Raw genomic sequence first — 25,268 nt, forward strand, 5'->3', positions numbered from 1 at the left:
AGTGCCGACCGCCGCACGGGATACAGTCTGCGACGCGCTCACCGGAGACCCGTAAGTCGCATGTTCGAGTCATGCCGGGATTACCAATCTCTCCCTTTGCAATCGCAGGCGAGACTGCACAGCAGCTTCACGGGTGATGCCGCCGTATGATCGCGGCCTGGGCGGCCTGCGTATAGAGGCTCGACGCCAGTTCGAGATGGGAGCCCGCGGCCTCCGACTTTTCGGCCCAGTCGTCCAGTGCTTCCAACATCGGCGGGAGCGTTTCCGCGCGCAAGGCTGCATAGGCTTCAGTGACGTCGTGGCCTCGGTCGGTCACGCGGTAGCGCGTCTCCTTGCGCGATGACGAGCCCTCGGTCTCGATCAAACCGGCCTTCACAAGCTTGCGAGTCGCATATTGCAGATTGGGGACGTCGACGCGGTTGAGCAGCTGGCCGATCTCTGACAGTCGCTTGGGTTCATCGCCCATGCGCACCACGTTGAGCACGGCGACGTCATCTCCGGTCAACGGCACGTCGCAGACGGCGGCAAGGCAGGCAGCCTTCCAGCGATAATAGGCTTGCGCCAGCCGCTCCAGCCTGAACTCGAACTCGGAGAGGCGCAGCTCGGTCTCGGTGCGCGCCAGGTGCCACGAGCCTGGCCGCTCCGTCGCGGCCGGCCGCTGCTTGTCTCTCGCGGCGGTGCCCGTTCGTCGCGCGGCCGCCTTCTGCGTCTTCCTCAACATCGTCTCCTGATTCCCGCCCTCGCTTACTGTCTGGGCAGGCTGTGCTCAATCTATGCTATTTACAAGTTCGATTCTTACATTAAAAATTCAATTAAGAAAGCATGATGAAAAGGCAACCGTCTTCGCCTCGTGCCCGACGCGTCAAACAGACGCGCCGTGATGGGGGAAGGCTCCAGGGGCTCAACGAGGAGAGGGGACGATCACGATGGCTGGACAGTGGATCGAGATCGCTGCCAAGGATGGCGGCACGTTCAAGGGGTACCTCGCGGTCCCAGCTTCGGGCTCCGGTCCCGGCATCCTGCTGTTGCAGGAGATTTTCGGCGTCAACGAATCGATGCGTGAGGTTGCCGACCATTACGCCGAGGAAGGCTATGTGGTGCTGGCACCCGATCTGTTCTGGCGCATGGAGCCCGGCGTCGAGCTCGGCTACACCGAGGCCGATTTCGGCAAGGCAATGGGCTATTACCAACGCTTCGATGCCAATCAGTCGATCAAGGACGCCGCCGACGGGCTGAAGGTGCTGCGCGCGCGTCCCGAATGCAAGGGCAAGGTCGGTGCGCTCGGCTTCTGTCTTGGCGGCAAGCTTGCCTATCTCGTTGCCGCGCGGACGGATGTCGACTGCGCCGTCAGCTATTACGGCGTCGGCATCGAGGCCGATCTTAGCGAAGCGGCCGACGTCAAATGCCCCGTGGTCTTCCATTTCGCCGAGCTCGATCGCTTTGCGCCGGCGGAAGCGCGAGCGCAGGTCATGGCGGCGTTCAAGGGCCGGCCTGAGATCGAATTCTACCTCTACCCCGGTTGCGACCACGCCTTCGCTGCGCCGGAGCGCACCAGCTTCAACAAGCCCGCGACGCTGATGGCCTATACGCGCTCGATCGCGCTGTTCCGGAAGGTGCTGGGCCCGCACTACGACCTCTCGGCGCTGTGGGACAAGCACACCGAACTCGAATTCGCGACGCGGTCGGCCGAGCAGACCATGACGACCATGGTTGCCGAGCCCTATGTCAACCACATCCCGACCATGACGGGTGGTGTGGGCTATCGTGACCTGCTGCGCTTCTACAAGAACCACTTCATTCCGAAGACGCCGCAGGACACCAAGCTGGTGCCGATCTCCCGTACCATCGGTTCGGACCGCATCGTCGACGAGATGCTGTTCTGCTTCACCCACGACATCGAGATCGACTGGATGCTGCCCGGCGTGCCGCCGACCGGCAAGTATGTCGAGATCCCGCTGGTGGCGATCGTGCGCTTCCGTGGCGACAAGCTCTACAACGAGCACATCTATTGGGACCAGGCGTCGGTGCTGGTGCAGATCGGCCTGATCGATCCAAGCAAGCTGCCGGTGGCCGGCGTCGAGACCGCCAAGAAGTTGGTCGATGAATCGCTGCCGTCCAACACGCTGATGGCGCGCTGGTCCGAGAGCGCCGGGAAATAAGCAGATCTGATCGACGGCGCCGTTTTCGCAAATGCTCGCAATCTCTCGTCCATCGTGTTGGGGGTCATGAACATGTCGTATCTCTCTCGTCGCTCGCTTCTCCAGCTTGCCGGCGGCGTCGCCGCGCTGCCGCTCGCCTCGGGTCTCACCGGTGGCGCACTTGCGGCTACGCCGGGCACGCTGACCATCGCTTACAACGTCAATTTGCCGTCGTTCGATCCGACTGTCGGCCTCTCGGCCGTGAACCCGACCATCCAGTCGATCTATCAGGCGGTGTTCGACCCCTATATCGGCCAGGCGCCGGACCTCTCCTTCAAGCCCGGGCTGCTGACGAAATGGGGATGGAACGAGGATCGCAGCAAGATCACGATGGATGTGCGCAAGGGCGCGACCTGGCATGACGGCTCACCGGTGACGCCTGAGGATGTCGTCTGGTCGCTTACCCGCGCGGCGGATCCGAAAGGCGGCAATCCGATCCAGTTCGTCTGGGCCAAGGTCGGCAATTACACGATCGACGGCAACACCATCACCGGCGACGTGCTCGAATTCGAGCCGACGCTGTTCAAATGGATGGCGTTCCTCACCGGTTATATTCTGCCTAAGGCCTATTTCGAGAAGGTCGGTGCCGAAGGTTTCGAGAAGGCGCCGATCGGATCGGGCCCCTACAAGGTCGATGCCTTCGAGCGCAACGCCTTCCTGCGGCTGAAGGCGCATCCTGGCTACTGGGGCGGCAAGCCGGCTTTCGAGACCGTGGTTTTCAAGTTCATCACCGATCCGACGAGCCGCGTGGCCGAGATGGAATCCGGCGGCTCGGATCTCACCTTTGAGATCCCTTACGAAGAGTTCGACCGCCTCAAAGCCAAGCCGGGATTGGCAGGGCAGACCAAGCCGGTGTCCGACATCGCTATGATCTTCATCACCGACATCGACCCAATGCTCGACCGCAACGTGCGGCTCGCCGCCCACCATGCGATCGACAAGAAGGCGATCGTCGACCGGCTTCTCAAGGGCTACGGCGTGCCGATCTCGACACTCGAGGCGCCGGGCTATGCGGCCTTCGATCCCTCCATCAAAGTTGCCTACGATCCCCAGTTTGCGAAAAGCCTGCTCGCCAAGAGCGGCTATTCTCCGGACAAGCCGGTCAAGTTCACGATCCAGACCACGCGAGGCTTCAAGCCGAAGGACTACGAGATGATCCAGGCGATCGTCGGCATGTGGCGCAAGGTCGGCATCGACGCCAATATCGAGATATACGAGATCGCCAAGCATTTCGAGTTGCGCGCACGCCACGCGCTGGCGCCGGCCGCCTTCTACAATTGGGGCAACGCGATCGGCGATCCCTCGACCTCGACCGGCTTTGCGATGTTCGGTCCCTCGCCGCATTGCGCCTGGAAGGGCAAGGATCTCGTCGAGCGCATCGGGCCTCTCTGGGGCGAGAAAGACGAGGCCAAGCGTATCGCCGGCTACAAGGCCGTCGACAAGTACATTGCCGAGGAGGGCGAGGTGATTCCGCTGTTCCAATATGTGCAGCCGATCATCCACAAGAAGGGTCTCAAGGTCGTGTCGCAATCCAACGGCATGATCCTTCCGCAGCTCGTCACGCCGGCTTGAGCCGCCGGCTAGGAAAAAGGGGGCACAAGGATGCGATGGGGCGAGCTGATCAGGCGACTCGTCCTCGTCCCGCCCACATTGTTCGGTGTGGCGGTGATCGTCTTCGTGCTGCTGCGCGTCGTGCCGGGCGATCCCATTGCCATGATGATCCCGCCCGGCGCCTCGGAGGCCGACATCGGCCGGCTCCGAGCGCTCTATGGCCTCGACCAGCCGATCCTCCAACAATTTGCGACCTGGCTTGGCCAGGTCGCAAGCGGCGATTTCGGCCGCTCCATCAGCCTGCGGCAAAACGTGCTGGAATTGCTGCTGGCGCGGCTGCCGGCCACAATCGAGCTTGCGCTGGTGGCGACGATGATCGCCGTCGTGATTGGCGTTGTCGCAGCGCTTGTCGGCATTCTGCTGCGGGGCCGGCGCGCCGAATGGGTCGTCGATGGCGGCATCGGCGTGCTGCTTGCGATTCCGGATTTCCTCTGGGCGCTGATCCTGCTGCTGTTGTTTGGTGTGCTGATTCCGCTGCTGCCGATCTCCGGCCGGATCGATCCGGAGATCGACCTCAACCTGCACAGCAATTTCTTCCTGATCGAGAGCATCCTGACCGGCCACTTCGACGTCGCCTTCGCGCTTCTGCATCACATGATCCTGCCGGCGCTCGCGTTGGCGCTGCCGCTTGCGGCTCTGGTGGCGCGTCTGTTGAAAGCCTCGCTGGCGGAATCCGAGGATCAGGACTATGCCCAGATCGCGCGCGCCCGCGGCTATTCGCGCCCGAACATCCTGCTGCGCGAGGTGTTTCCTAACGCGCTGATCCCGACGGTCGCGCTCGGCGGGGTCCAGGTGACGCTGCTGCTCGGCGGCACCGTGCTGGTCGAGCGCATCTTCTCCTATGAGGGTATCGGCAACATGGCGATCGATGCGGTGATCAACCGCGACTTTCCGCTGATCCAGGGCTTGGTCCTGACTTTTGCGGTGCTGTTCATTGCGCTCAATCTCTTGGTCGATCTCGTGGTCACCATGCTGGATCCGAGGCTGCGCCATGGCTGACATCGCAATCGCCTCTCTTGCCGCGCCGCCGTCGCGCCTGCTTGCGGGCTTGAGGCGGGGCGGTCCGCGTCTCTGGATCGGCACGGTGCTGGTCGCTCTCCTGGTGCTGGCCGCGATATTCGCGCCCGTGTTCGCGCCGCACGATCCGCTTGAGCAGGATTTGATGTCGGCGCAATTGCCGCCGGCCTGGATGACTGGCGGGGATCACGCGTATCTCCTCGGCACGGACAGCCTCGGCCGCTGCGTGCTGTCGCGCCTGACCTATTCGGCGCGTACGGCCGTGATGGTCGCACTGATCGCGGCAACGCTAGCGGCGCTGATCGGCGTCGCGCTCGGCCTGTTTGCCGGGAGTTTTGGCGGCTGGGTCGATCAGTCCATCTCGCGGCTGATCGACGTCTGGATGGCCTTTCCGCCGGTGCTGCTGTCGATCGTGCTGGCTGCAGCGATCGGCGCCGGACTGACCTCGGTGATCGCCGCAATCGTGGTGATCGATTGGACGCGCTTTGCCCGCGTCATTCGCGCCGAGACCATGGTGCAGCTCACGCACGACTATGCGGCCGCCGCGCAAGTGATCGGCCTGAGCCGGGCCAGGCTACTGCGGCTGGAGATATTGCCCAACCTTGTTCCGCTGCTGGTGACCCTCCTCGCCGTCGAGATGGGTATTGCGATCCTGGTCGAGGTCATCCTGTCCTTTGTCGGCATCTCGGTGGCCGGTGACACGCCGACCTGGGGCAGCATGATCGCTGAGGGTCGCCAGATCGTCTATCAGGCGCCGTGGATCATGGCGCTGCCGATCGTCTGCATCATCACCAGCGTGATCGGCCTCAATCTGTTCGGCGACGGCCTGCGTCTCGCGCTAGATCCGGTACAACGCTCATGACGGCGACACTCGCGGTGGAGGGGCTGAAGGTCGCGATCGGCGCCGCCAATGTGCTGCGCGGTGTCAGCCTCGATGTGCAGCCGGGCGAGGTCCGCGGGCTGGTCGGCGAATCCGGCGCCGGGAAGTCCATGCTCGGTCGTGCCGTGCTCGGGCTGTTACCGGCGAACGCAAGCGTCACCGCAGGGCGCATCGCCTTCGAGGGCAGCGATCTGCTGGCCATGGCCGAGGCCGAACGCCGCAGCCTGCTCGGCCGCCGCATTGCGCTCATCCCGCAGGATCCGATGACCTCGCTTAATCCGGTGAAACGCATCGGAGGGCAGATTGGCAATCTGCTGCGGCATCATCTCGGCCTGTCGAAGCGTGCGGCGCTGGCCCGCGCCGCCGAGCTTCTGGCCGAGGTTGCGATCCGTGACCCCGAGCGGGTCCTCGCGCTCTTTCCGCACGAGATCTCCGGCGGCATGCGCCAGCGCGTGCTGATCGCGATGGCTTTTGCCTGTGATCCCGCGCTCGTCATTGCCGACGAGCCGACCACGGCGCTCGACGTTACCGTCCAGCGCCAGGTGCTGCAGCTCGTCGAGCGGTTACGCCTGCGCCATGGCGGCGCCGTGCTGTTCGTCACTCACGACCTCGGCGTGGTCGCCAAGATCTGCCGCAGCATGACGGTGCTGCATGCCGGCCGGGTGCTGGAGGAGGGCGAGACGGCCAACGTGCTGGTGCGACCGCGCCATGCGTATACCCGTGCGCTGCTCGCCGCCACGCCGCGCGCCGACCGGCCTGCCGAAGCGCTGCGTCCAGTGCCGCCTGATCTCATCGACCAATTGTGGTCGGAGGCGCACCGGCTCGATCAGGTTCCGGCGGTGGGTGCGGCATGAGCGATATCCTGCTCCAGACAGGCAGCCTCGGCTTCGGCTATCCGCAGCGTAACGGCCTGTTCGGGAAGCCGACTCTTCGCGAAGTGATCAAGGGCGTCAATCTCGCGGTGCCGCGTGGCTCGGTGGTGGGTCTCGTCGGGGAATCCGGTTCCGGCAAGACCACGCTCGGCCGTTTGCTGGTGCGGCTGTTGAAGCCGACCTCTGGTGGCATCCAGTTTGACGGCCTCGAGATAGGTCAGCTCGACGAGGCCGCGCTGCGCCCGTTGCGCGCGCGCATCCAGATGATCTTTCAGGACCCGCAGTCTTCGCTCAATCCGCGGCTCCGGCTCGGCACGACGCTGACGCGCCCGCTCGGCGTGCACGGGCGGCTGAAGGGCAAGCGCGATCAGCGCGAGCGCGCGGCAGCGCTGCTCGATCTGGTCGGCCTGCCGTCCGATTTCGCCAATCGCTATCCGCACGAACTGTCCGGCGGCCAGCGCCAGCGCGCCGGCATCGCGCGCGCCCTTGCGCTCGAGCCCGATTTCATCGTTGCCGACGAGATCGTGTCGGGTCTCGACGTCTCGACCCAGGCGCACATCCTGCTGCTGCTGAAGGAGTTGCGCACGCGGCTTGGCCTCACCATGGTGTTCATCAGCCATGACCTCTCGGTCGTGCGAGTGCTTTGCGACGACGTCGCAATCCTGCATCACGGCGAAGTGGTCGAATCCGGCCCGGTCGCACGCGTGTTCGGTGCTCCGCAGCACGCCTATACGCGGCAATTGCTCGCCGCGATTCCGTTGCCCGATGTCGAGCCGGGCTGGCTCGATGAATCCTCGGTCGTCTCTCCGCAACAACAAGGATCGGCCGCATGACCGAGACAATCAAAGGTTCCGTCGTGCTCGTCACAGGTGCTGCCGGAGCGATCGCGCAGGCGCTCATGGCCGAACTGAAGGCGCGCGGGGCTGCGAAGATCTATGCTACCGCGCGCGATGTTTTCGCCCTGACAGCCTCGGACGGCATCGTGCCCGTCAAGATGGACGTGACGAGCGACGACGATGTGGCGAAAGCCGCCGGTCAGTTCGGCGACGTCGCGGTGCTGATCAACAATGCCGGAATCAACCACAACACCGGCTTCATGGTCGCTCCCGATCTTGCGATCGCCCGCGAGGAGATTGAGATCAACTATCTCGCGCCGCTGCGGGTGACCAAGGCCTTCGCGCCCGCACTGGTCAGGAACAAGGGGGCGGTCCTCAACATCCTCACCATCCTCGCACGCGTGAATCTGCCATTCATGGGATCGTACTGCGCCTCCAAGGCGGCGGGCCTCAGCCTGACTCAGGGCCTGCGCGGCGATCTCGGCCCGAGGGGCGTGCGTGTCGTTGCTGCACTTCCCGGTGCGATCGACACCCGCATGACTGCGATGCTGACTATCCCGAAGATGACGACCGCGGATGCGGCGAAGGAAATCCTCGACGGCTTCGAGGCCGGCAAGGAGGAGATCTATGTCGGCGAGATGGCGCGCGGCCTTGCACAAGGCCTTGCCCATGATCCCAAGGGTGTCGAACGCCAGCTGGCGTCGCCGGGTTGAATTTCGCGTCAGACGTTGTGCTGCTGCAAACCATGAGGAAGTGATCATGATCCCGTTGAGAGTACTGCTCGCCTCCGCCGTATTATCGCTCGGAGCCTCGATCCTGCCGGCTTCAGCGTATTCCATTCCGGGCCTGCGTGGTCACGACCACACCGGCATCACCGTGCCGGACGTGAAGGCCGCGGCTGCGTTCTTCACCGACGTCCTCGGCTGCTCGCATGCGATGTCGTTCGGACCGTTCATGGACGACAAGGGCACCTTCATGCAGGACGTCGTCAACGTGAACCCGCGCGCCGTCATCGACGAGATCAGCATGGTCCGCTGCGGCTACGGCTCTCCGGCGCAATCTTCGATGAACGTGCGTGGGAAGCGGCCCGTGTTGTCGCCGAAAACGTCGCGGGTGTGAAGGGCGTGATCGATCAAATCGCCTGGATCGAACCGATGTCCGGCATGTGCATCCTGCCTGAACCCACACAACAAGCATGATCGCTTGATCCCCAGACTGACCTGTCCTGTCGCATAAGGACTGGGGCAGGCGGTCATCGTCCGGTATCAATGGTGAGAGGTCCGGAACGTGGAATCCGATAAAGATCAGCACGACACGTTCTCGGCTGGCGGCCTTTCCAACAATGTCCCTGGAACCCAGGCAGGCCTTTCCCAAGAGGAAGCCGAGCGCCGGCTCGTCGAAACCGGTCCGAATGAGCTGGCCTCGGACGGGGGACACCCGGTTCGCCGGGCGCTACGCCATTTCTGGTTACCGGTGCCCTGGATGCTGGAGATCACTATCGTCCTGCAACTGGCAGCCGGCGAGCGACTGGAACATCTCGGAGACCGGAGCGACGAGAACTGCCAGAATGGTAGGTAGCGCTATGTTCGTCGCGATCCAACTCAAGATTGCGATCGTCTCAGGCGACACCTGATACTGCTTGGTATCCTCCGGAGACTCTTCGTAGAACATCGCATTCCGCGAAATCACGTCCTAAACTTTTGCGACGACCTTATCAAGATCAGGCATTGACGTTCCCACTTCGAGCTCAGGCTCGCGGTTTCATCGAACCGCAGTCTTAGTCATTGGCATAATTCGCAGCGTATTGCCGACGTTGAAGGCGCCTATGACATTAGCTATCGTCGGATTATTGATCGTCTAGTGCGCATGACCAACGCCGTTACCTTGTTTCGGGCGCGAATGCCACGATGTCATCGGATCCCACGATCAATCCGACCTCGGCGCCGACCGGGCAGGACGACAAGGCCGCGATCCCTGCCGTGCGCAACAGGAGGGGCCCACGCGCAACGCCGACGACGTTGACATAGAGATCGGTGTGATCGCCCTGAAAGATCTGCGCAGTCACCGTTCCGCGCAGCGCACCTGGCGTGTCTGCCGAGGTCACAGCGAGATGCTCCGGCCGAATGAAGACGTCCGCAACGTCAGCAATAGCCAGCCTCTCAAGCGGCGCGGCCGGAACGCCGAGACGCATATCGCCGATGGATACGATAGCAACCTCATCGTGTCGCGCGACGAGACATCCGGCCAGTACATTCACATCGCCGACGAAGGACGCGACGAAACGATCCGCTGGCCGGCGATAGACATCACCAGGCGCTGCGACCTGACGTATCCGCCCCTCCGACATCACCGCGATGCGATCCGACATTGAGAGCGCCTCACCCTGATCATGCGTCACGAAGATCGTGGTGACGCCAAGCTCGCGCTGGATCTGCTTGAGTTCGACTTGCATCGAGCCGCGTAGATTCTTGTCCAGCGCCGAGAATGGCTCGTCGAGCAGAAGCACCTTCGGCTTGATCACGAGTGCGCGGGCCAATGCGACACGCTGCTGCTGGCCGCCTGACAGCTGCCGCGGCTTGCGGTCACCGAACCCGTCCAGCTTGACCAGTGACAGCGCCTCTTCGACCCGGCGCGCAATCTCCTTCCTATCGATACCGCGAGTTTTCAAACCGTAGGCGATATTTTTCGCGACGCTCATATGCGGAAACAGCGCATAACTCTGGAAAACGATACCGATCTCACGCTGATGGGCTGGAGTTTCGGTAACCAGGGTACCCTCGATAAAGATTTCACCGTTATCGGCTTCGAGAAAGCCGGCAACGAGATTGAGGAGCGTGGTCTTTCCGCAGCCAGACGGACCGAGCAGAGTCATAAACTCCGCCGGCTCGATCTTGAGCCAGGCCTCATGAAGGGCAATGGACTCGCCGAAGCGCTTGGTCACGCCGTCGAGCTGGACCGCCGGCTGGCCCTGCCAGCCGGCCTCTCTGCTCGCAGTCGCGCCCATCCGATCAGTGTGCATCAACATCGAGAATCTTCCCGAGCCCGAGGAAGGCATTGGCGAGACTCAGCAGCAATGCCGTGACGGCGATATAGATTACCGACAATGCAGCCAGCGTCGGATCGGCAAATTCGCGGACATAGTTGTACATCGCGACCGGCAGCGTTTGCGTCGCCTGGCTGCTGACGAACAGCGTCGCTGTAAACTCGTTGAACGACAGGATCGCGGCAAACAGCCAACCGCTCAACAGGCCCGGCAGCAGCAGCGGGATCGTCACCGTCAGCAGAATATGGCCTGGTCTGGCGCCGAGGCTGGAAGCTGCAAGCTCAAGTCGATTGTCGAGATTTTGCAGCGAGATGAAGGTGCTGCGCATCACGAATGGCAGCACCAGCAGCACATGGGTCAGGATAACAAGTGGAAAGCCACGACCCGCACCGCTCTGCGACGCCAGGATCAGCACACCCAAGCCGATCGTGTAATGTGGAATGACGAGCGGAGACAGCAGGATGCCTTCGAGCACCGACTTGAGTACGAAATTATAACGATGGATCGCGATGGCGAAGGCTGCGCCGACGACCAGCGCTACGCTCGACGCCCATAACGTCACCGTCAGGCCGTTCCAGAGACCCCGGCCGAAATCACTGTACGAGAACGCCCGCCAGAACCAGCGCAGCGACCACGCCTGCGGCGGAAATGCCAGAATGGCGCGGTCGTTGAAAGCGGTAACGGTTACGACGACACCGGGCAACAGCACGAACAGAAGGATCGCGACGACAAGCACACGCAGCGACCATCTCAGCACTATGGTGGCAGGAGACCGCCTCATGTCGGGCTTGCCAATCGTTCGAGCCGCATGGTTGCCTGCTTCAGCAATGCAATGACAGCCAGCGACAGCGCGAGGCCGATGATCGACAGGCTTGCCGCAAAGGGGAAATTGAAGGACGAGAAGCCGAGCTGATAGATCAGCGTCGATACTGTGCTGACCCGCCCGCCGCCGATCAATTGCGGCGTCGCGAAAGCGCTGAATGTCCAGGCGAACGCGGTGGAGAAGCCCGCGATGATGCCCGGCATCGATAGTGGCAGCGTGATCGTCAGGAAGACACGGATCGGTCCGGCGCCGAGGCTCTCCGCCGCCTTCTCGCAGTTCCGATCGATATGCGACAGACCCGCGGCCAGCATGATCACCATGATCGGCATCGTCACGTGGACAAGCGCCGCGATCACGCCGCCTGGCGTGAACATCATCTGCACAGGCCGCTCGACGAGGCCGAGTTTGAGCAGCAGCGTGTTGAGGAAGCCGTTATTCCCGAGCACAATCATCCAGGAATAGGTCCGCACCACCTCCCCTAGAAACAGCGGCGTTACCGCCGCAATCAGGATAAAGGAGCGCTTCGCGGAACTGCTCGTGCGCACCAGTGCATAGGCGAGCGGATAGGCAAGAATCAGCGTGAACGCCGCAGTCTCGAAGCAGAGCAGGATCGTGTTCCAGAACGCGAGCGCGTAAAGCGGCCGCAGCATGGCCGCAAAATTCTGCAACGTGAATCCGCCTACCTCCAGCGATCCCGGGATGTAAGTCCTCATGCTGAACTGGAACACGGCCGCCATCGCAGCAGTCAGCCCCAGCGCGACAAGCCCGGCCGGCGAAACGAACCAACCCAGAAACGGGCGCTTGGTCATGGCGAACTCCGCGCGGAAACTCGCGACCCGGCCGTGGCCGGGCCGCTGATTTGGCTCAGGGAGCCATCATGTTTTCGGCGAACCACTTCCGCCACTCGGCCGTTTTTTCGGCGCGCAGCTTGTGATCGATGATCAGCGTCTGATGCGCCCATTGGTCAGGCGTCGTGAACACGCCGGGCAGCGCCGCCACCTCGGGCCGGAGCTTCGCGTTATCGACCACTGGACTGCCTTTCTTGAGATCGGCGATCTGTGCCTGCACCGCCGGATCGAGCGCAATGTTCAGGAATTTGTAGGCCAGCTCAACCTTGGTCGTCCCCTTGGTGATGCCCATCGTGTCGACGCCGAGCACTGCACCTTCCTTGGGAATGACGAGCTTGATCGGAACGCCCTGGTCGCGCATGTAATAGGCATTCATCGACAGCACGACCTGGACCGGCGTCTCTCCGGTCGCGAACATCTGCTGGCTGTTGGCGTCGTTGGTGTAGAAGGCTTTGTAGTTCACCTTCAGTGCCTTCAGCTTGTCCTTCCCGGCCTCCCAGTGCGCGGCATCGGCGCCGGACAGTTTTGCGGCGACGGCGATAACGTGGCTAGGATCGAAATCGGGCGATGAGATCATGCCCTTCAGTGCCGGATTCCAGAGACCTTCCCAGCTGTCGAAGCTGACGCCCTTTGGGAGCTGATCCGGCAGATAGCCGATCGTGTAGACATAGGCCCAGGCGCCGATGTGGTATGGGCTGATGTTGGCCTGCTCGACCAGATGCATGGCGTTTGGGATCTTCGCAAGATCGAGCTTCTCGAACAGGTTGTCATTTGCGTAGAGCCAGCCGACATGGGCCGTCGTGAAAGTGACGTCGCTCTCGGGTTTGCCGGCAGCCAGCTTGGCCTGGTTGAGCCGGTCCATTGTGCCGCCCGTGACGTACTCGACCTTGACGCCGGTCTCCGCCGTGAACTTCTTCGCGATCGACTCGTTGATCAGATCGCGAAAGCTGCCGCCCCAGGTGCTGACAACGAGCTTATCCTCAGCTGAGGCCGAGGACGGCACGGCGCCGATAATCAGCACCGACGACAGCGCCATCATGAAGTGCTTCAGGACACGTTTCATCTCCAACCCTCACAACAATGTTTTGACATGAACCAGAAAGCAAACGGCGTGCCACCCCCACTCACAACCCATTGACAATTCTGGAGAAATACGCAAACGCGCATACCGATCTCTCGCCCGAGAGATCGGCGCTCATCTTGTGAAGAACCGACGGTCGATCAGCTCTGACGCCGTTAAATCATCGAAGTTCCAGCGATCACGTCGATCTCCGTCAGCTTGGCGAGACCTCAGAGGATCCGGTTTGTCGCACCGAATGCGACAGCCAGCTCGTTCATGCCTGTTCGTGCAGCAGCTTGATATAGCCAGCGGCAATCTTCATCCGCGCAGCTGGCGCGCTCATAAGGCCTTTCCATCGATGCGATCCGACAAGCCAGCCGACTTCTTCACGAAATCGAGCGGCCCCGAGAAATCGAAGCTGTTGTAGACCGCGGCCAGATGATTGAAGTGCGGCGCCTGGGCGAATTGCACGAAGGTCAGGCGATGACCGGCATAGTCCGAATTGAGGAGATCGCGCGCGAAGGCAAGCAGCTTGCGGCGATCGTCGGCCTGCCATTGATCGTTCAGGGAGTAGAACTTGTTCAGCCACTCTCCGCTGCCCTTGGCATCGAACGCATTCGCATTGGGCGTGATGCAGATCTGTCCGCCACACAATTCCCGTGCGATGTGCATCATTGCCGGAAGTTGCGAGCAGGCAAACACGCGTCCCGCATAGAGCATGGACTGCTGCGGCATCAGCAGCCCGCCCGAGCTCTTCTCGGCCATCGCGATCGACGCCGTGAGGTGCGCATTGATGCCCTCGCGGTAGCAAACGAGATCGGCAAGCTTCTCACGCACCGACTGGAGCTTGTCGAGACCGGTCTGCTTGGCATTCCACATCGCCGCCCCGATCATCATGTCGGCAACGTAAAGCAGGCGTAGCACGTAAGGAAATGCCGAATAGCGATGCAAGGTCGAGCGAACAAACTGGGCGGCGCGCGTGTGGCGATAGAAGAAGACGTCCTCCCACGGGATCAGGACATCGTCGAACACGACCAGCGCTTCCACCTCGTCGAAACGGTTGGCGAGCGGATAGTCCTGCGGGTTGCTGCGGCTGGCGAAACCGCTGCGGCAGATGTGCTTCACGCCGGGCGCACCCATCTTCACGATGCAGCCTACCGCATAATCCGACAATTTCTCGGTCGACCATGCGCCGACCGTCGGCTTCAGATAGGCCTGGTCGGCATAGGCTGCCGCGGTCTCGTACTTGGCGCCACGGATGATGATGCCGGCGTCGGTCTCGCGCGTGACGTGGACCATCATGTCGGGATCCTGCTGCTGCGGCGGCAGCGAGCGATCGCCCTTCGGATCGGTGTTGGCGGAGACGTGAAACACGTCTTTCTCGATCACGGCGCGGATATGACGGTCGATATTCGGCGCAAAGCGCGGATCGATCTCCGTCAGAACGTCGCGACCATCGGTCAGCGACCACATCTCGCCGATGGTCTCGTCGCCGACCCGCGTGACGACGCCGGAAATGTCCTTCATGAAGTGATCGAGGGCCTTGATCTTGTCGTGCCAGTCCTTTTGGACGGTCGGAGGCTTGTAGAAGATCGAGTGCCGCTCGTTGCTCTCGACATAGGTGAGATCGCCGCTGTAGCGCTCCTCATGCGCCATGTCGTACATGCGCGCCTTGACGTCGATGATTGGCTTCAACGCGGGATGCGTGGTGACGTCCTTGACACGCTCGCCGTCGATCCAGACCTCGCGACCATCGCGAATGCCCTGCTTGTACTCTTCGCCCGTGCGGATCATCGATCGGCTCCTGTTGCACTGGACGAAAAGGTGCCGGAGCAGTTAGCATAAGGAAAATATAAATATCTTTGGAGATGCATAGGAAAACACGATGAGGTTCTCTCTCCGCGCTCTTCGGTACATGGTCGAAACGGCCGACGCGGGAAGTGTGACCGAGGCGGCCAAGCGCCTGAACGTGTCGCAACCGTCGATTTCGGCCGCGCTGGGCCAGATCGAGGCCGAACTCGGCATTCAAGTGTTCGTGCGGCATCTGGCAAAAGGCGTCACGCTGTCGCCGGCGGGCCAGCGCCTCGTCAACGATGCACGATTGTTACTCAATCATGCGCGCGATTTTGCGCAAAGTGCACAGTCCCTCGGCAACACGCTCCGTGGCGAGATCGTGGTCGGGAGCTTCCTGACGCTGGCCACACGCTTCATGCCGGGATTGCTCTCCGGCTTTCGCCAACGACAGCCAGGCATCTCGGTCAAGCTGGAGGAAGGCAACCAGCAGGAAGTCATCGAAGCGCTAATGTCAGGGCGGACCGAGCTTGCCCTCTCCTATTCGTTCGCCATCCCGGACGACATCACGGGCGACAAGCTATGCGAGCTGCCGCCCTACATCCTGCTGTCGGCCGACCATCCGCTGGCGAGGCGCCCTGCGATCAGCCTCGCGGAACTGCGCGACGAGCCGTTCATCCTGCTCGATCTGCCGCATTCACGCGACTACTTCTTTGGGCTGTTTGCCGCCGCCGGAATCGAGCCGCGCGTCGCCATCCGGAGCCGCTCATTCGAGATGATCCGCGGCCTGATCGGTCATGGACAAGGCTATTCGATCCACAATGCGGTGCCGCGCACGACCATCGGCTACGATGGCAGCCGCATCGCCGTCGTGCCGATTGTCGAGCCCTTGCCGCCAACCCACGTCACGGTGCTGCGGCTGAAGCGGCACACGCCGCGTCCAGCCGTGAAGAGCTTTGCCGACTACACCCGCGATGCCTTTACGATCGGCGGCCTGTTCGGGCCAGGGTCAATAGCCCCGCCCGGGGTCGACGCGACTTAGCAACGGCTCGCCGGTCCTGGATCGGCGGACATTCTCACCGATCTGCCGGGCCGCGGACGCCGGCAGCGCAATCGATGCCAGATGAGGCGTGATCAGCACATTGTCGAGCGTCCAGAGCGGGCTTTCCGATGGCAACGGCTCGGTCGCGAACACATCCAGCGTCGCCTCGGCAATATGGCAAGTTCGCAGCGCCTCAACCAGCGCAGGCTCATCGACAATACTGCCGCGTGACACGTTGACGAAGCATGCGCCCGGCTGCATCTGTGCCAGCCTGCCGGCATCCAGAAGTCCGCGGGTCGCCGGGGTCTGCGGCAGCATGCAGACAACGATATCGCTGTTTCTCAAAACTGCTTCCAGCGCATCCAGGCCGGCCGAGGTCTCGATCCCGTCGACTACCTTCGGCGAGCTCGACCAGCCGCGCACCCGAAAGCCCTGTCGCACGCATTCCATCGCCGCTGTCAACCCCAATTCGCCAAGACCGAGCACGCCAACGCTAATCGTCTCGGGATCGCGTGGATGGATGTAGTGCCAGCGCCGCTCGCGCTGTGCCCGTTCGAACGCGGGCATATTGCGCGCGTGACGCAGCACCGCGAACAACACGTAGCCTGCCATCATGCGTGCCATCTTCGGATCGGACAGGCGGGTGATCGGCACATCCGGCAGGTCGGCCCGCCCGACCAGCGCATCGACGCCAGCACCGAGATTGACGACGAGCCCGAGATTGGGAAAGCGTGCGAAGAAGCCATGCGGCGGCTTCCAGACCAGCGCGTGCCGGACACGGCCAGCCTCCACGATATCATCGGCTTGGCGCAATTCGACGTCCTCGACCGCAAGCGCTGCCCGCCACGCGTCGAAATCATCGTGGGCACTGTAGAACGCCATCAACTCGGATGTCATTGAGCTGTTCGCTCCGCGATCAACCGCGAGACGGCCGTCAAGGCCAGCTCGTAGCCGAGCGCGCCAAGGCCGGCAACAACACCCGTCGCAGCGCGCGACACGTGGGAATGGTGCCGAAACGGCTCGCGCTTCCAGATATTGCTCATATGCGCCTCGATGATCGGCCCCTCGAATGCGAGCAGTGCATCGAGAATCGCAACCGATGTGTAGGTAAGCCCGGCGGCGTTGATCACGACGCCTGCGGCCTTCTCCCGCGCCTCCTGGATCCAGTCGACGAGGACGCCCTCGTGGTTCGACTGACGGAAATCGAGCGTCAAGCCGAGCGTGGTCGCATGATCCTCGCATCGCTTCTTGATCGAGACGAAGCTCTCGCGGCCATAGGTTCCGCTACGATCGAGGCCATAGAGATTGGCGTTCGGACCATTGAGGAAATAGATCGTCGGTTTCGTCATGGATGCGCTTACACCTCCGTCCAGCACGGTCGACACTCGCCTCGGCCGTTGGCGATGCAGGACGCATACCAGTCGAAACGCGCACGGCCACACGAACAGTAGCCAGCCATGTCATCTGGACGAAAATTGAAAAAACCTATGGGCTTCGACGGATTTCGATATGCCCTGCCACTTCAGGCAACGCGACGTGAGCCGTTCAGTCCGGCGTGCCCTTTTCGGGCCGGTTCTCCTCTCCCTCGACCAGTCCGCGGAAGGTGCGGCGCTCCATGACGGGCGCGACCATACCCGGGATATAAGCGTCGGAGACGAAGCGCCGGCAATGCTGTTCGAACATGTCGACCAACCTGGATTTGCGTCCCTGGGAGAGAGTCAGCACGCCCATGACCATCGGCCTGTGATCGCCGGACAGCCGAACCCGGGATACGCGCCGGCCGTCCAAGGCAATCTCGCAGCGCGGCCGAACGTTCGCCAGCGTGTAGCCGTAGCCGTTGGCGACCATGGTCCGGATCACGTCCTGATGCGTGGAACGGGACACGATGTTCGGCTCAAGGCCTTCCTTCATGAACATGCTGAGGAAGTATTCGCGGCTGATCGGCAGATCCAGCAGGATCAGCGGCTCTCTCGCAAGCTCCTGCAAACTCACGGCAGAATGGCGTGCCAGCGGGCCGGCTTCGCTGACCACGACATGCGGCGGCAGGCTCGCCAGCGGCAGAAACTCGAACTCGTCGGGGATCAAGAGGTCGTAAGTGATGGCGACATCGAGCTCTGCTCGCAGCAGGCGTTCCAGCAATTGCTCGTGGTCGGCGACCGTCTGAATAATACGCGATTCCGGATAGGTGGACGTGAACGAGTGAGACAGCTCCGGCATCACCATCGGCGCCAGCGTCACCAGGCTTCCCAAAGACAATTGGCCCCGAACGCGTTCTCCGACCTCGGAGGCCACGGAATAGACCTGCTCAGCCTGCTCGATCAGGCGCTTTGCTTCCACCAGAAGAACGCGCCCCGCCGATGTCAGCGACAGCCCTTGGGCGTGTCGGCGCACAAAGAGCTGGGTCCCGAGTTCCTCCTCCAGATGCGAAATCGCCGTCGAGATCGAAGGCTGCGAGATATTCACCCGCTCTGACGCCAGTGTGATGCTCCCGGTCTCCGCTGTGGCGATGAAATACTCGATCTGGCGTAGCGTATATCTCATTAGCTTCTGCTCGGCCCCTGCATCCGACTAATCGAGACCGACTATAGCATGGGCAGGCGCCCGATCAGGTCCTGTCGTCGCCGGCGACGCCAAAACCGGGCGCAACCGACGGGTTTTTCGCTCGATCGATATAAGCATCAACCTGGGGCTGGTAGACCGCCCAGAGCTCCCGGAGCGCCGCAATCGGGCTGACGCTCCAATCGACCCGGAGATCCGCGATCGACCAGGATACATCCCGTACCACGCAGAGGCCCGCCGAATGAACCGGACCGGCCTCTCCCCCTTGGGCCAGCCCGGCCTCCAGCGCTAACAGCAGTCGCTCGACAAACGGTTTGCCGGCACCGGCCTGATAGGCCGAAACCATGGCCGCCGGCACCTGCACATTGGCAAGCATATTGCCCGCAGCCATTGCGCCCTCCCCAGCGTGGGTGGCGTGAATGCCGAGTGTATTGCTGCCGGAATATGACGTGGTGCGTCCCTGCGCATCGACCACGACAAGCTGCCGGTAGGCTATGAACGGCGTCGACGCGATCAGCGCGTCGCACACCTCGGTTGCACTCAGACCACGCGCCAGCAGATCCAGACCGATCTGCCCCAGCGCTGGATCCGTGATGTTCTGGCTCGCGACCGCGCCTACCCTCGCGCGCAGATGGACGCAGCGGGCCGCAACGGCTGGAGACGAGGACGAGATCACCATACCGAACATCCCGGTGTCCGGGCAACGGGCCGTCAGGGAAAAGGTCATGCAACCCTCATCTGCCGTCGGGGATGACTGCCGTCACATCGACCTCGACCAGCCATTCCGGCCGCGCCAACGCGGACACTACGATTCCGGTTGAGACCGGGAAGACGCCTTTGAGGTACTCTCCGATCTTGCGATACACCGCCTCGCGATAACGCGGGTCGGTGATGTAGATCGTGATCTTGCAGATGTCGCCGAGTTCTGCACCCGCCTCCGCCAGCAATGTCCTGACGTTCTTCATCGCCTGCTCGGTCTGACCCGAGGCATCGCCGATCGCGACATTGACCGCGGTCTCGATATCCTGGCCGACCTGGCCACGGACGAACACCATGCTGCCTTTCGCGACCACGACCTGGCACAGATCATTGTCGAGCTTCTGTTCGGGATAGGTGTCCTTGGTGTTGAACTGGCGGATACGTTTGTGGGTCATCGACTGGTCCTGATGTCGTAACGGAGGTAATTATGACGTCTGCGAAGCCGGGATGGGATGGGCCCGGCCATAGACGCGATCGGCGTAGATCAGGGCCCGCCCCGAACCGACCGCCACCGCACCGACCGCGCCGACGAAGATGTGGTGGGTGCCGACGCGCTCGGACGATATGACGCGACAGTCGAACGCCACCACGGTTTCGGCGAGGCGCGGCGCGCCGGACTCACTCGGGAGCCATTGCCCATATGCAAACTTGTCGTCGCCGCCGAATTTGCTGCGGCCGCCAAAATGATCGGCAATATCGGCCTGGTCGTCGCGCAGGATATTGATGCAGAACACGCCATTATCGACGATGGCCGCCGCCGTCTTGCTCTGATGATGGATACAGACCAGAACTGTCGGGGTGCTGCCGTCGGCCGAGACCGACGACATCGCCGACACCGTCACACCGGCACGTCCCGCCGGCCCATCCGTCGTCACGACGTTGACGCAAAATGCGGCACGGCTCATGCCGTCGAGGAACTGCGTCCGAATGTCCATCGCAGCCGATTGCACGTTTGTGGCTCGCATGTAAAATCCCTCCCTGCTACTCGGCCGCATCGCGGATCTGCCCGAACCAATGGTTGACGGCGCGATCCCCAGTCTGAGCGCTCTTCTCTTTCATGACCCTCTCCGACAGCCCCGCCGATCTCCGCACGAAATCGAGCGGGCCGTCCCAATCGAAGTTTCGATAGACAGCGGCAAGATGCGCGAACGGCGCTGACTGCGCAAACAGCTGGAACGTCAGCCGATGGCCCGCATAGTCCGAATTCAGCAGGTCGCGCGCAAATGACAGCAGCCGGCGCCGGTCATCGGCGACCCAATGCTCGTTGACCGTATAGAACTTCTCCAGCCAAGGGCCCGTCTCGGCGTCCTCGAACGCAGCCTTGTCGGGCGTCACGCAGATCTGACCGCCGCACAATTCGCGCGCGACGTGCATCATCTCGTGAAGCTGCGAGCAGGCCAGCACACGTCCGGTGTAGAGCAGTGACTGGTTCGGCATCATCAGGCCACCGGGGCTGCGCTCGGGCAGCGCGATCGCCGCCGTCAGGTGCGCGTTGATCCCCTCGCGGTAGATCGCGAGCTTCGAGAGCTTCTCCTGCACCGCCTGCTGCTTCTCGAGCCCGGTCTGGCGGACGTTGAACAGCGCCGCGCCGATCAGCATGTCGGCCAGCTTCAAATTCCGCTGCACGAACGCGAACGCCGAGTAGCGATGAAGCGTGGCCCGAATATAGGCCGCAGCCTTGGTATGCCGATAGAACAGCACGTTTTCCCAGGGGATCATGACGTTGTCGAAGATCACCAACGTGTCGACCTCGTCGAATCGGTTCGACAACGGGTAGTCTTCGGCCGGCGCGCGACCTGCAAAGCCGGTGCGGCAGATGAACTTGAGGCCCGGCGCATTGAGATCGCAGATGAATCCGACCGCATAATCGGAATAGGCGGCATCGCCCCAATTGGCGATGGTTGGCTTGGTGAACGCCTGATTGGCGTAGGCCGCGGCCGTCTCGTACTTCGCACCGCGCACCACGATCCCCGCATCGGTCTCCCTGACGACATGCAGCAACATGTCGGGATCCTGGTCCTGCGGGGCCTTCGAGCGGTCACCCTTGGGATCGGTGTTTGCCGAGACGTGGAACGGATCGGCGTGCAGCACCTTCAAGATGTGATTACGAATATTCTTGGAGAATTGCGGATCGACGTCGTTGAGCACGTCCTGCCCGTCGAACAGCGACCACATTTCACCGACCGTCTCGTCGCCAACGCGCGTGATGACGCCGCCGGCATCCTCCAGGACCGTATCGGTCGCGCGGCGCTTGTCCCACCAATCCTGCTGGCTGAGCGGCAATTTGTTGTTGATCGCGTTGACCTCTCCGTCCTCACGGTAAGTCATCAGATGCCGCGTCGTCGGATCATGCTGGAGATCGTATATCCGCGCCCTGAGATCGACCAGGGGCTTGAACGCCGGATGGACGGTGACGTCCTTGATCTTCTCGCCGTTCATATAAACCGCGCGGCTGTCGCGAATGGAGGCTTTGTATTCTTCGCCCGTCCGTATCATATCCGCTCCTGTCTCGATTTCATTCGCGCTATCCCGCAACGCAGCCGCGGTCGTGATCAATGCGCGTAGGACGGATCCTCGGTATCCAGGATGCACTTCATTTCTTCGAAATGCGCGATCGAGAAGTCCGTGATCTGCTCCCAATCCTGCGCCGTGCTTTCGGCAACGGCGTCGGGCAGAACCTTCAACGGCTGCCCCGTCGCGTAGGCCTGGACCAGGATCTGGCAGGCACGCTCCAGCGTGTAGATGTCGTCAAAGGCTTCGCCGACCGAGTTGGCGATCACGAGCACGCCGTGATTTCCCATCATCAGCCGCGATTTGTTGCCGAGCAGCGCTGCAAGGCGCGCTCCCTCCTGCTCGCTGTCGGCCATGCCGCCATAGCGATCGTCGATGGCAAGGCGATTGAAGTAGCGCGCGGTATTCTGATCGATCGGCTTGATCTGAGGATCGATAAGAGAGGCGATCGTGGTCGCGAACGGAGGGTGGAGATGCATCACAACCCGCGCCTGCGGCAGTTGCCGGTGCATCTGGCCATGAATGGCCCAGGCCGTCGGATCGACATCGGGCCGTCCCTTGACGCCCTGCTCCTCATCCAGGTCGAATAGAACCAGATCGCTGGCCCTAATACGCGAGAAGTGCCGCCACTTTGGATTCATCAAGAACCGGCGGCCGTCCGCGGAGATCGCGGCACTGAAATGGTTGGCGACGGCCTCATGCATGCCAAGCCTGGCGATGCTGCGGAAGGCGGCTGCGAGATCAATACGAAGCTGCTGCTCTTCCGACGAGGCGACGGAATTCGTCATCTATTGCTCCTACGAGAGGCACGTTCAGGCAAGCGAGACTTATGGATTCCGGTGCGGGCGTAAAATAAGAAAATCGTCGCCGCTGATTACCTGAAAGCTATAGCGGGCCAACGCCGACGCCGTGGGCGAAAAGGCCAATGATTGACCACCGTTCGCCCAATAATTCCTCAGCTGGATCGATTAGGCGTCGTCTAATCAAAGGACCCGGTTTTCGTAATTTACACATCACGGATCCGGGAGGCTTACTTTGCCCCAGTTGACCTGACAGGATCTGTAATGGATGCGATCCGCGCCGTTCCGCCCCTTCGAAGCCGCCGTAGCGACGTGTTTCGTATATTGTGGCGATCGTCGCGCGACGCTCACGATGCGCCTTTAGGGTCTGCCGTGTCCGACGACACTTCCGCGTCGACTGGCCCGCTGCCGTCGAAGGTCAAGCTGCACGTTCGTGGCATCTCGAAGGCTTACGGTGCGGTCACCGTGCTCAAGCCGATCGAGCTGAAGGTTGTTGCCGGCGAGCTCCTCGCCGTTCTTGGTCCATCGGGGTCCGGCAAGACGACGCTTCTCCAGATCATCTGCGGCCTGGTCGAACCGTCGGGCGGCCAGTTGATCATCGACGGCCGTGACGAGACCGACAACTCCGCCGACAAGCGCGACATCGGCGTGGTCTTTCAGAACTACGCACTATTTCCCCACCTCACCGTCCGCGAAAACGTCGCGTTCCCGCTGCAGATGCGGCGAATGCCGGCGGGCGAGATCAAGAGCCGGACGGAGGCGGCGCTCGCGATGGTGGAGCTTTCGGACTTTGCCAGCCGTTTTCCCCGCGAACTGTCAGGCGGCCAGCAGCAGCGGGTCGCGCTGGCGCGCTGCTTCGTCTATCGGCCGTCGCTGATCCTGATGGATGAGTCCCTGTCCGCGCTCGACAAGAAGCTCAGGGAAGACATGCGCATCGAGATCAAGCGCCTGCATCGCGAAACCGGCGCAACGATCATTTTCGTGACGCACGATCAGGAAGAAGCTCTCGCGCTGGCCGACCGCATCTGCCTGATGAACGACGGCCGGATCGAGCAGCTCGGCAAACCCGAGGAAATCTACGAACGGCCGGCCAACACCTTCGTCGCCGACTTCATCGGCGCATCCAACCTGATCCATGGCAAGGTTGCCGCGAACGGATGCCTTGAGAGCCCCGATGGCGTGCTTCCACTGCCCGACGGCTGCGACATGCAGGTCGGGCAATCGGCCGCGTTGGTGGTGCGCCCCGAAAAGCTCCTTCTCTGCAGCGATGACGAGGCGCTGCTGAGCGGTCGTGTTCAGGAAAGCATCTATGCGGGCTCGGAGACGCGGCTACTGGTCCGTCTCGCCAGCGGCACGTTGATCACCGCGCGTCGTGGGGCCGGCCTGCCGCCGGTCGCAATCGATGAAAGCGTCTTTATCCGCTGGGAGCGCAACCAGGCCCGGGTCCTCGAAAGCGGTCCATCAACGGCAGGCGCGTAGCACCGCGCCGTCACATCGCGTCCTCCGACACCGTTCATTACATCACAGAGAGAACAACAATGTCCGCCATCACGCGCATCACAAGACGGAGACTTCTGAAGGCCGCGGGCGCGGCCGCTACCGGCTTGGCGCTGCCGGCAGTCTGGTCCGGAGGGGCCGGTGCGGCCGAGCAGATCACCGTCGCTGACGTCGGTGGCGCTCCCGGTGCCGCGCTCCGCACCGCCTTCTATGACCCGTTCGAGAAGGCCACCGGCATCCGCGTCGAAGGTGTTGCCCACGAATCGGATCCAGTGACGCAGTTCAAGGTTATCGTCGACACCGGCAGCAAGCTCTGGGACGTCTGCATGGTCACCCCCGACGACGTGCTGCGGCTGACCCAGGAGAAGAACTATCTCGAGCCGCTCGAGGTCGACAAGGGACCGGATGACGAACTGATTCCAGGCGCATTGATGCCGAACTGGTTCGGCTTCTCCGCCTATGGCATCGTGATGGCCTATCGCACCGACATTTACAAGAAGGAGGCTCCGACGGGCTGGGCCGACTTCTGGAACACGACTAAGTTTCCGGGACGCCGCGGCCTGTATCGGAACCCCAAGGGCGTGCTGGAAGCGGCGCTGCTCGCCGATGGCGTCGCGCCAAAAGATCTCTACCCGCTTGATGTCGATCGCGCCTTCAAGATGATGGACAAGATCCGCTCCGAGGTCGCGGTGTGGTGGTCGGCTGGCGCGCAGAATACGCAGATCCTGCAGAATGGCGAGGTCGATATGACCGACACGTGGTCGGCACGCGCTTTTGCCGCAATCGATTCCGGCGCTCCGGTCAATATCGTCTGGAAGGGCCTTTACTCGATCGACGGCTGGTCGATTCCGAAGGGCTCGACGAAGCTGAAACAGGCCCGCAAATTCGTGGAGTTCTCGATGCAGCCCGAGCGCCAGGCGGCTTATTCCAGCATTGTCGCCAATGGTCCGAGCAACCTCAAGGCCTACAAGTTCATTACGCCCGAACGCGCCAAGGTGCTTCCGACGCTGCCTGAAAACCTCGCCGGCCTCACCGTGCGCGACTACGCCTATTGGGGCAAGAACTACGCAGCCGTCTCGGAACGCTTCCAGGAATGGCTGCTGATGGGCGGCAAGAAGTAA

Annotated in this window: 25 protein-coding genes and 1 pseudogene; 12 read left to right on the forward strand and 14 right to left on the reverse strand. The window is 62.2% G+C overall.

Annotated features, from left to right (window positions below):
• Positions 1-127 precede the first annotated feature (127 nt).
• Positions 128-721, reverse strand: coding sequence for a winged helix DNA-binding protein (locus tag FJV43_RS08090; protein ID WP_239626015.1), 594 nt, complete (start codon positions 719-721; stop codon positions 128-130).
• Positions 722-926: 205 nt separating this feature from the next.
• On the opposite strand from FJV43_RS08090, the gene FJV43_RS08095 reads away from it, so the two are divergent.
• The 9 genes and pseudogenes from FJV43_RS08095 (at position 927) to FJV43_RS08135 (ending at position 8,992) form a co-directional block, all read left to right on the forward strand.
• Positions 927-2,159 (forward strand): dienelactone hydrolase family protein, encoded by a 1,233-nt coding sequence (locus FJV43_RS08095; RefSeq protein ID WP_239626016.1) that lies wholly within the window; start codon positions 927-929, stop codon positions 2,157-2,159.
• 72 nt (positions 2,160-2,231) lie between these two features.
• Positions 2,232-3,770: an ABC transporter substrate-binding protein gene (locus tag FJV43_RS08100; protein WP_197488843.1), complete on the forward strand. Its 1,539-nt coding sequence runs from the start codon at positions 2,232-2,234 to the stop codon at positions 3,768-3,770.
• A gap of 30 nt (positions 3,771-3,800) precedes the next feature.
• Positions 3,801-4,808, forward strand: a complete 1,008-nt coding sequence (locus FJV43_RS08105) for an ABC transporter permease (RefSeq protein ID WP_239626018.1) — start codon at positions 3,801-3,803, stop codon at positions 4,806-4,808.
• Positions 4,801-5,688, forward strand: a complete 888-nt coding sequence (locus tag FJV43_RS08110) for an ABC transporter permease (protein WP_239626020.1) — start codon at positions 4,801-4,803, stop codon at positions 5,686-5,688. Before FJV43_RS08105 ends, FJV43_RS08110 begins: the two co-directional genes overlap by 8 nt.
• On the forward strand, positions 5,685-6,560 hold the full coding sequence (locus tag FJV43_RS08115; protein ID WP_239626022.1) for an ABC transporter ATP-binding protein: 876 nt from the start codon (positions 5,685-5,687) through the stop codon (positions 6,558-6,560). The genes FJV43_RS08110 and FJV43_RS08115 overlap by 4 nt, the downstream gene beginning before the upstream one ends.
• The gene (locus FJV43_RS08120) at positions 6,557-7,411 is read left to right on the forward strand and encodes an ATP-binding cassette domain-containing protein (protein ID WP_239626024.1); all 855 of its coding nucleotides are present in this window, start codon (positions 6,557-6,559) and stop codon (positions 7,409-7,411) included. Before FJV43_RS08115 ends, FJV43_RS08120 begins: the two co-directional genes overlap by 4 nt.
• Positions 7,408-8,127, forward strand: a complete 720-nt coding sequence (locus FJV43_RS08125; RefSeq protein WP_239626026.1) for an SDR family oxidoreductase — start codon at positions 7,408-7,410, stop codon at positions 8,125-8,127. The genes FJV43_RS08120 and FJV43_RS08125 overlap by 4 nt, the downstream gene beginning before the upstream one ends.
• 46 nt (positions 8,128-8,173) lie before the next feature.
• Positions 8,174-8,464 (forward strand): annotated as a pseudogene (locus tag FJV43_RS08130) (glyoxalase); the annotation flags it as partial.
• Positions 8,465-8,701: 237 nt separating this feature from the next.
• The gene (locus tag FJV43_RS08135; protein ID WP_239626028.1) at positions 8,702-8,992 is read left to right on the forward strand and encodes a cation-transporting P-type ATPase; all 291 of its coding nucleotides are present in this window, start codon (positions 8,702-8,704) and stop codon (positions 8,990-8,992) included.
• 301 nt (positions 8,993-9,293) lie between these two features.
• On the opposite strand, the gene FJV43_RS08140 is transcribed toward FJV43_RS08135, so the two are convergent.
• The 5 genes from FJV43_RS08140 to FJV43_RS08160 all read right to left on the reverse strand — a co-directional run bounded on the left by FJV43_RS08140 (position 9,294) and on the right by FJV43_RS08160 (position 14,982).
• Positions 9,294-10,418: an ABC transporter ATP-binding protein gene (locus tag FJV43_RS08140; RefSeq protein ID WP_239626030.1), complete on the reverse strand. Its 1,125-nt coding sequence runs from the start codon at positions 10,416-10,418 to the stop codon at positions 9,294-9,296.
• 4 nt (positions 10,419-10,422) lie between these two features.
• Positions 10,423-11,193 (reverse strand): ABC transporter permease subunit, encoded by a 771-nt coding sequence (locus tag FJV43_RS08145; protein WP_239626032.1) that lies wholly within the window; start codon positions 11,191-11,193, stop codon positions 10,423-10,425.
• 41 nt (positions 11,194-11,234) lie between these two features.
• The gene (locus FJV43_RS08150; RefSeq protein ID WP_239626034.1) at positions 11,235-12,089 is read right to left on the reverse strand and encodes an ABC transporter permease; all 855 of its coding nucleotides are present in this window, start codon (positions 12,087-12,089) and stop codon (positions 11,235-11,237) included.
• Positions 12,090-12,144: 55 nt separating this feature from the next.
• A complete protein-coding gene (locus FJV43_RS08155) occupies positions 12,145-13,191 on the reverse strand; it encodes an ABC transporter substrate-binding protein (protein WP_239626036.1) in 1,047 nt (348 codons plus the stop codon).
• 336 nt (positions 13,192-13,527) lie between these two features.
• On the reverse strand, positions 13,528-14,982 hold the full coding sequence (locus tag FJV43_RS08160; RefSeq protein ID WP_239626037.1) for a 4-hydroxyphenylacetate 3-hydroxylase family protein: 1,455 nt from the start codon (positions 14,980-14,982) through the stop codon (positions 13,528-13,530).
• 91 nt (positions 14,983-15,073) lie between these two features.
• Here FJV43_RS08160 and FJV43_RS08165 point away from each other — a divergent pair, with 91 nt between their 5' ends.
• On the forward strand, positions 15,074-16,021 hold the full coding sequence (locus FJV43_RS08165) for a LysR family transcriptional regulator (protein ID WP_239626039.1): 948 nt from the start codon (positions 15,074-15,076) through the stop codon (positions 16,019-16,021).
• Here FJV43_RS08165 and FJV43_RS08170 read toward each other — a convergent pair.
• From FJV43_RS08170 to FJV43_RS08205, 8 genes are all read right to left on the reverse strand, one after another.
• A complete protein-coding gene (locus tag FJV43_RS08170) occupies positions 15,989-16,918 on the reverse strand; it encodes a glyoxylate/hydroxypyruvate reductase A (protein ID WP_239626041.1) in 930 nt (309 codons plus the stop codon). The two genes, FJV43_RS08165 and FJV43_RS08170, sit on opposite strands and share 33 nt — an antisense overlap.
• Positions 16,915-17,370 (reverse strand): type II 3-dehydroquinate dehydratase, encoded by a 456-nt coding sequence (locus FJV43_RS08175; protein WP_239626043.1) that lies wholly within the window; start codon positions 17,368-17,370, stop codon positions 16,915-16,917. The genes FJV43_RS08170 and FJV43_RS08175 overlap by 4 nt, the downstream gene beginning before the upstream one ends.
• Before the next feature lie 196 nt (positions 17,371-17,566).
• Complete coding sequence (locus tag FJV43_RS08180; RefSeq protein ID WP_239626045.1) at positions 17,567-18,562, reverse strand: LysR family transcriptional regulator; 996 nt, start codon at positions 18,560-18,562, stop codon at positions 17,567-17,569.
• A 64-nt stretch (positions 18,563-18,626) separates the two neighbouring features.
• Complete coding sequence (locus FJV43_RS08185; RefSeq protein ID WP_239626047.1) at positions 18,627-19,307, reverse strand: DUF1028 domain-containing protein; 681 nt, start codon at positions 19,305-19,307, stop codon at positions 18,627-18,629.
• Positions 19,308-19,314: 7 nt separating this feature from the next.
• The gene (locus FJV43_RS08190; RefSeq protein ID WP_239626049.1) at positions 19,315-19,734 is read right to left on the reverse strand and encodes a Rid family hydrolase; all 420 of its coding nucleotides are present in this window, start codon (positions 19,732-19,734) and stop codon (positions 19,315-19,317) included.
• A gap of 30 nt (positions 19,735-19,764) precedes the next feature.
• Complete coding sequence (locus FJV43_RS08195) at positions 19,765-20,304, reverse strand: flavin reductase (RefSeq protein ID WP_239626050.1); 540 nt, start codon at positions 20,302-20,304, stop codon at positions 19,765-19,767.
• Between the two features lie 16 nt (positions 20,305-20,320).
• A complete protein-coding gene (locus tag FJV43_RS08200) occupies positions 20,321-21,835 on the reverse strand; it encodes a 4-hydroxyphenylacetate 3-hydroxylase family protein (RefSeq protein ID WP_239626052.1) in 1,515 nt (504 codons plus the stop codon).
• A 56-nt stretch (positions 21,836-21,891) separates the two neighbouring features.
• Complete coding sequence (locus tag FJV43_RS08205) at positions 21,892-22,638, reverse strand: class II aldolase and adducin N-terminal domain-containing protein (RefSeq protein ID WP_239626053.1); 747 nt, start codon at positions 22,636-22,638, stop codon at positions 21,892-21,894.
• Positions 22,639-22,914: 276 nt separating this feature from the next.
• On the opposite strand from FJV43_RS08205, the gene FJV43_RS08210 reads away from it, so the two are divergent.
• Entirely contained in the window at positions 22,915-24,129 is a 1,215-nt protein-coding gene (locus FJV43_RS08210) for an ABC transporter ATP-binding protein (RefSeq protein ID WP_239626055.1), read from the forward strand.
• Positions 24,130-24,188: 59 nt separating this feature from the next.
• A complete protein-coding gene (locus tag FJV43_RS08215) occupies positions 24,189-25,268 on the forward strand; it encodes an ABC transporter substrate-binding protein (RefSeq protein WP_239626056.1) in 1,080 nt (359 codons plus the stop codon).

This window comes from Bradyrhizobium sp. I71, assembly GCF_022354745.1.
GTDB lineage: Bacteria > Pseudomonadota > Alphaproteobacteria > Rhizobiales > Xanthobacteraceae > Bradyrhizobium > Bradyrhizobium liaoningense.

What these genes read in the sequence shown, in the direction of transcription:
- FJV43_RS08090 (WP_239626015.1), bottom strand. Translation starts at nt 721, where the DNA reads ATGTTGAGGAAGACGCAGAAGGCGGCCGCGCGACGAACGGGCACCGCC.
- FJV43_RS08095 (WP_239626016.1), top strand. Translation starts at nt 927, where the DNA reads ATGGCTGGACAGTGGATCGAGATCGCTGCCAAGGATGGCGGCACGTTC.
- FJV43_RS08100 (WP_197488843.1), top strand. Translation starts at nt 2,232, where the DNA reads ATGTCGTATCTCTCTCGTCGCTCGCTTCTCCAGCTTGCCGGCGGCGTC.
- FJV43_RS08105 (WP_239626018.1), top strand. Translation starts at nt 3,801, where the DNA reads ATGCGATGGGGCGAGCTGATCAGGCGACTCGTCCTCGTCCCGCCCACA.
- FJV43_RS08110 (WP_239626020.1), top strand. Translation starts at nt 4,801, where the DNA reads ATGGCTGACATCGCAATCGCCTCTCTTGCCGCGCCGCCGTCGCGCCTG.
- FJV43_RS08115 (WP_239626022.1), top strand. Translation starts at nt 5,685, where the DNA reads ATGACGGCGACACTCGCGGTGGAGGGGCTGAAGGTCGCGATCGGCGCC.
- FJV43_RS08120 (WP_239626024.1), top strand. Translation starts at nt 6,557, where the DNA reads ATGAGCGATATCCTGCTCCAGACAGGCAGCCTCGGCTTCGGCTATCCG.
- FJV43_RS08125 (WP_239626026.1), top strand. Translation starts at nt 7,408, where the DNA reads ATGACCGAGACAATCAAAGGTTCCGTCGTGCTCGTCACAGGTGCTGCC.
- FJV43_RS08140 (WP_239626030.1), bottom strand. Translation starts at nt 10,418, where the DNA reads ATGGGCGCGACTGCGAGCAGAGAGGCCGGCTGGCAGGGCCAGCCGGCG.
- FJV43_RS08150 (WP_239626034.1), bottom strand. Translation starts at nt 12,089, where the DNA reads ATGACCAAGCGCCCGTTTCTGGGTTGGTTCGTTTCGCCGGCCGGGCTT.
- FJV43_RS08155 (WP_239626036.1), bottom strand. Translation starts at nt 13,191, where the DNA reads ATGAAACGTGTCCTGAAGCACTTCATGATGGCGCTGTCGTCGGTGCTG.
- FJV43_RS08160 (WP_239626037.1), bottom strand. Translation starts at nt 14,982, where the DNA reads ATGATCCGCACGGGCGAAGAGTACAAGCAGGGCATTCGCGATGGTCGC.
- FJV43_RS08165 (WP_239626039.1), top strand. Translation starts at nt 15,074, where the DNA reads ATGAGGTTCTCTCTCCGCGCTCTTCGGTACATGGTCGAAACGGCCGAC.
- FJV43_RS08170 (WP_239626041.1), bottom strand. Translation starts at nt 16,918, where the DNA reads ATGACATCCGAGTTGATGGCGTTCTACAGTGCCCACGATGATTTCGAC.
- FJV43_RS08175 (WP_239626043.1), bottom strand. Translation starts at nt 17,370, where the DNA reads ATGACGAAACCGACGATCTATTTCCTCAATGGTCCGAACGCCAATCTC.
- FJV43_RS08180 (WP_239626045.1), bottom strand. Translation starts at nt 18,562, where the DNA reads ATGAGATATACGCTACGCCAGATCGAGTATTTCATCGCCACAGCGGAG.
- FJV43_RS08185 (WP_239626047.1), bottom strand. Translation starts at nt 19,307, where the DNA reads ATGACCTTTTCCCTGACGGCCCGTTGCCCGGACACCGGGATGTTCGGT.
- FJV43_RS08190 (WP_239626049.1), bottom strand. Translation starts at nt 19,734, where the DNA reads ATGACCCACAAACGTATCCGCCAGTTCAACACCAAGGACACCTATCCC.
- FJV43_RS08195 (WP_239626050.1), bottom strand. Translation starts at nt 20,304, where the DNA reads ATGCGAGCCACAAACGTGCAATCGGCTGCGATGGACATTCGGACGCAG.
- FJV43_RS08200 (WP_239626052.1), bottom strand. Translation starts at nt 21,835, where the DNA reads ATGATACGGACGGGCGAAGAATACAAAGCCTCCATTCGCGACAGCCGC.
- FJV43_RS08205 (WP_239626053.1), bottom strand. Translation starts at nt 22,638, where the DNA reads ATGACGAATTCCGTCGCCTCGTCGGAAGAGCAGCAGCTTCGTATTGAT.
- FJV43_RS08210 (WP_239626055.1), top strand. Translation starts at nt 22,915, where the DNA reads ATGGATGCGATCCGCGCCGTTCCGCCCCTTCGAAGCCGCCGTAGCGAC.
- FJV43_RS08215 (WP_239626056.1), top strand. Translation starts at nt 24,189, where the DNA reads ATGTCCGCCATCACGCGCATCACAAGACGGAGACTTCTGAAGGCCGCG.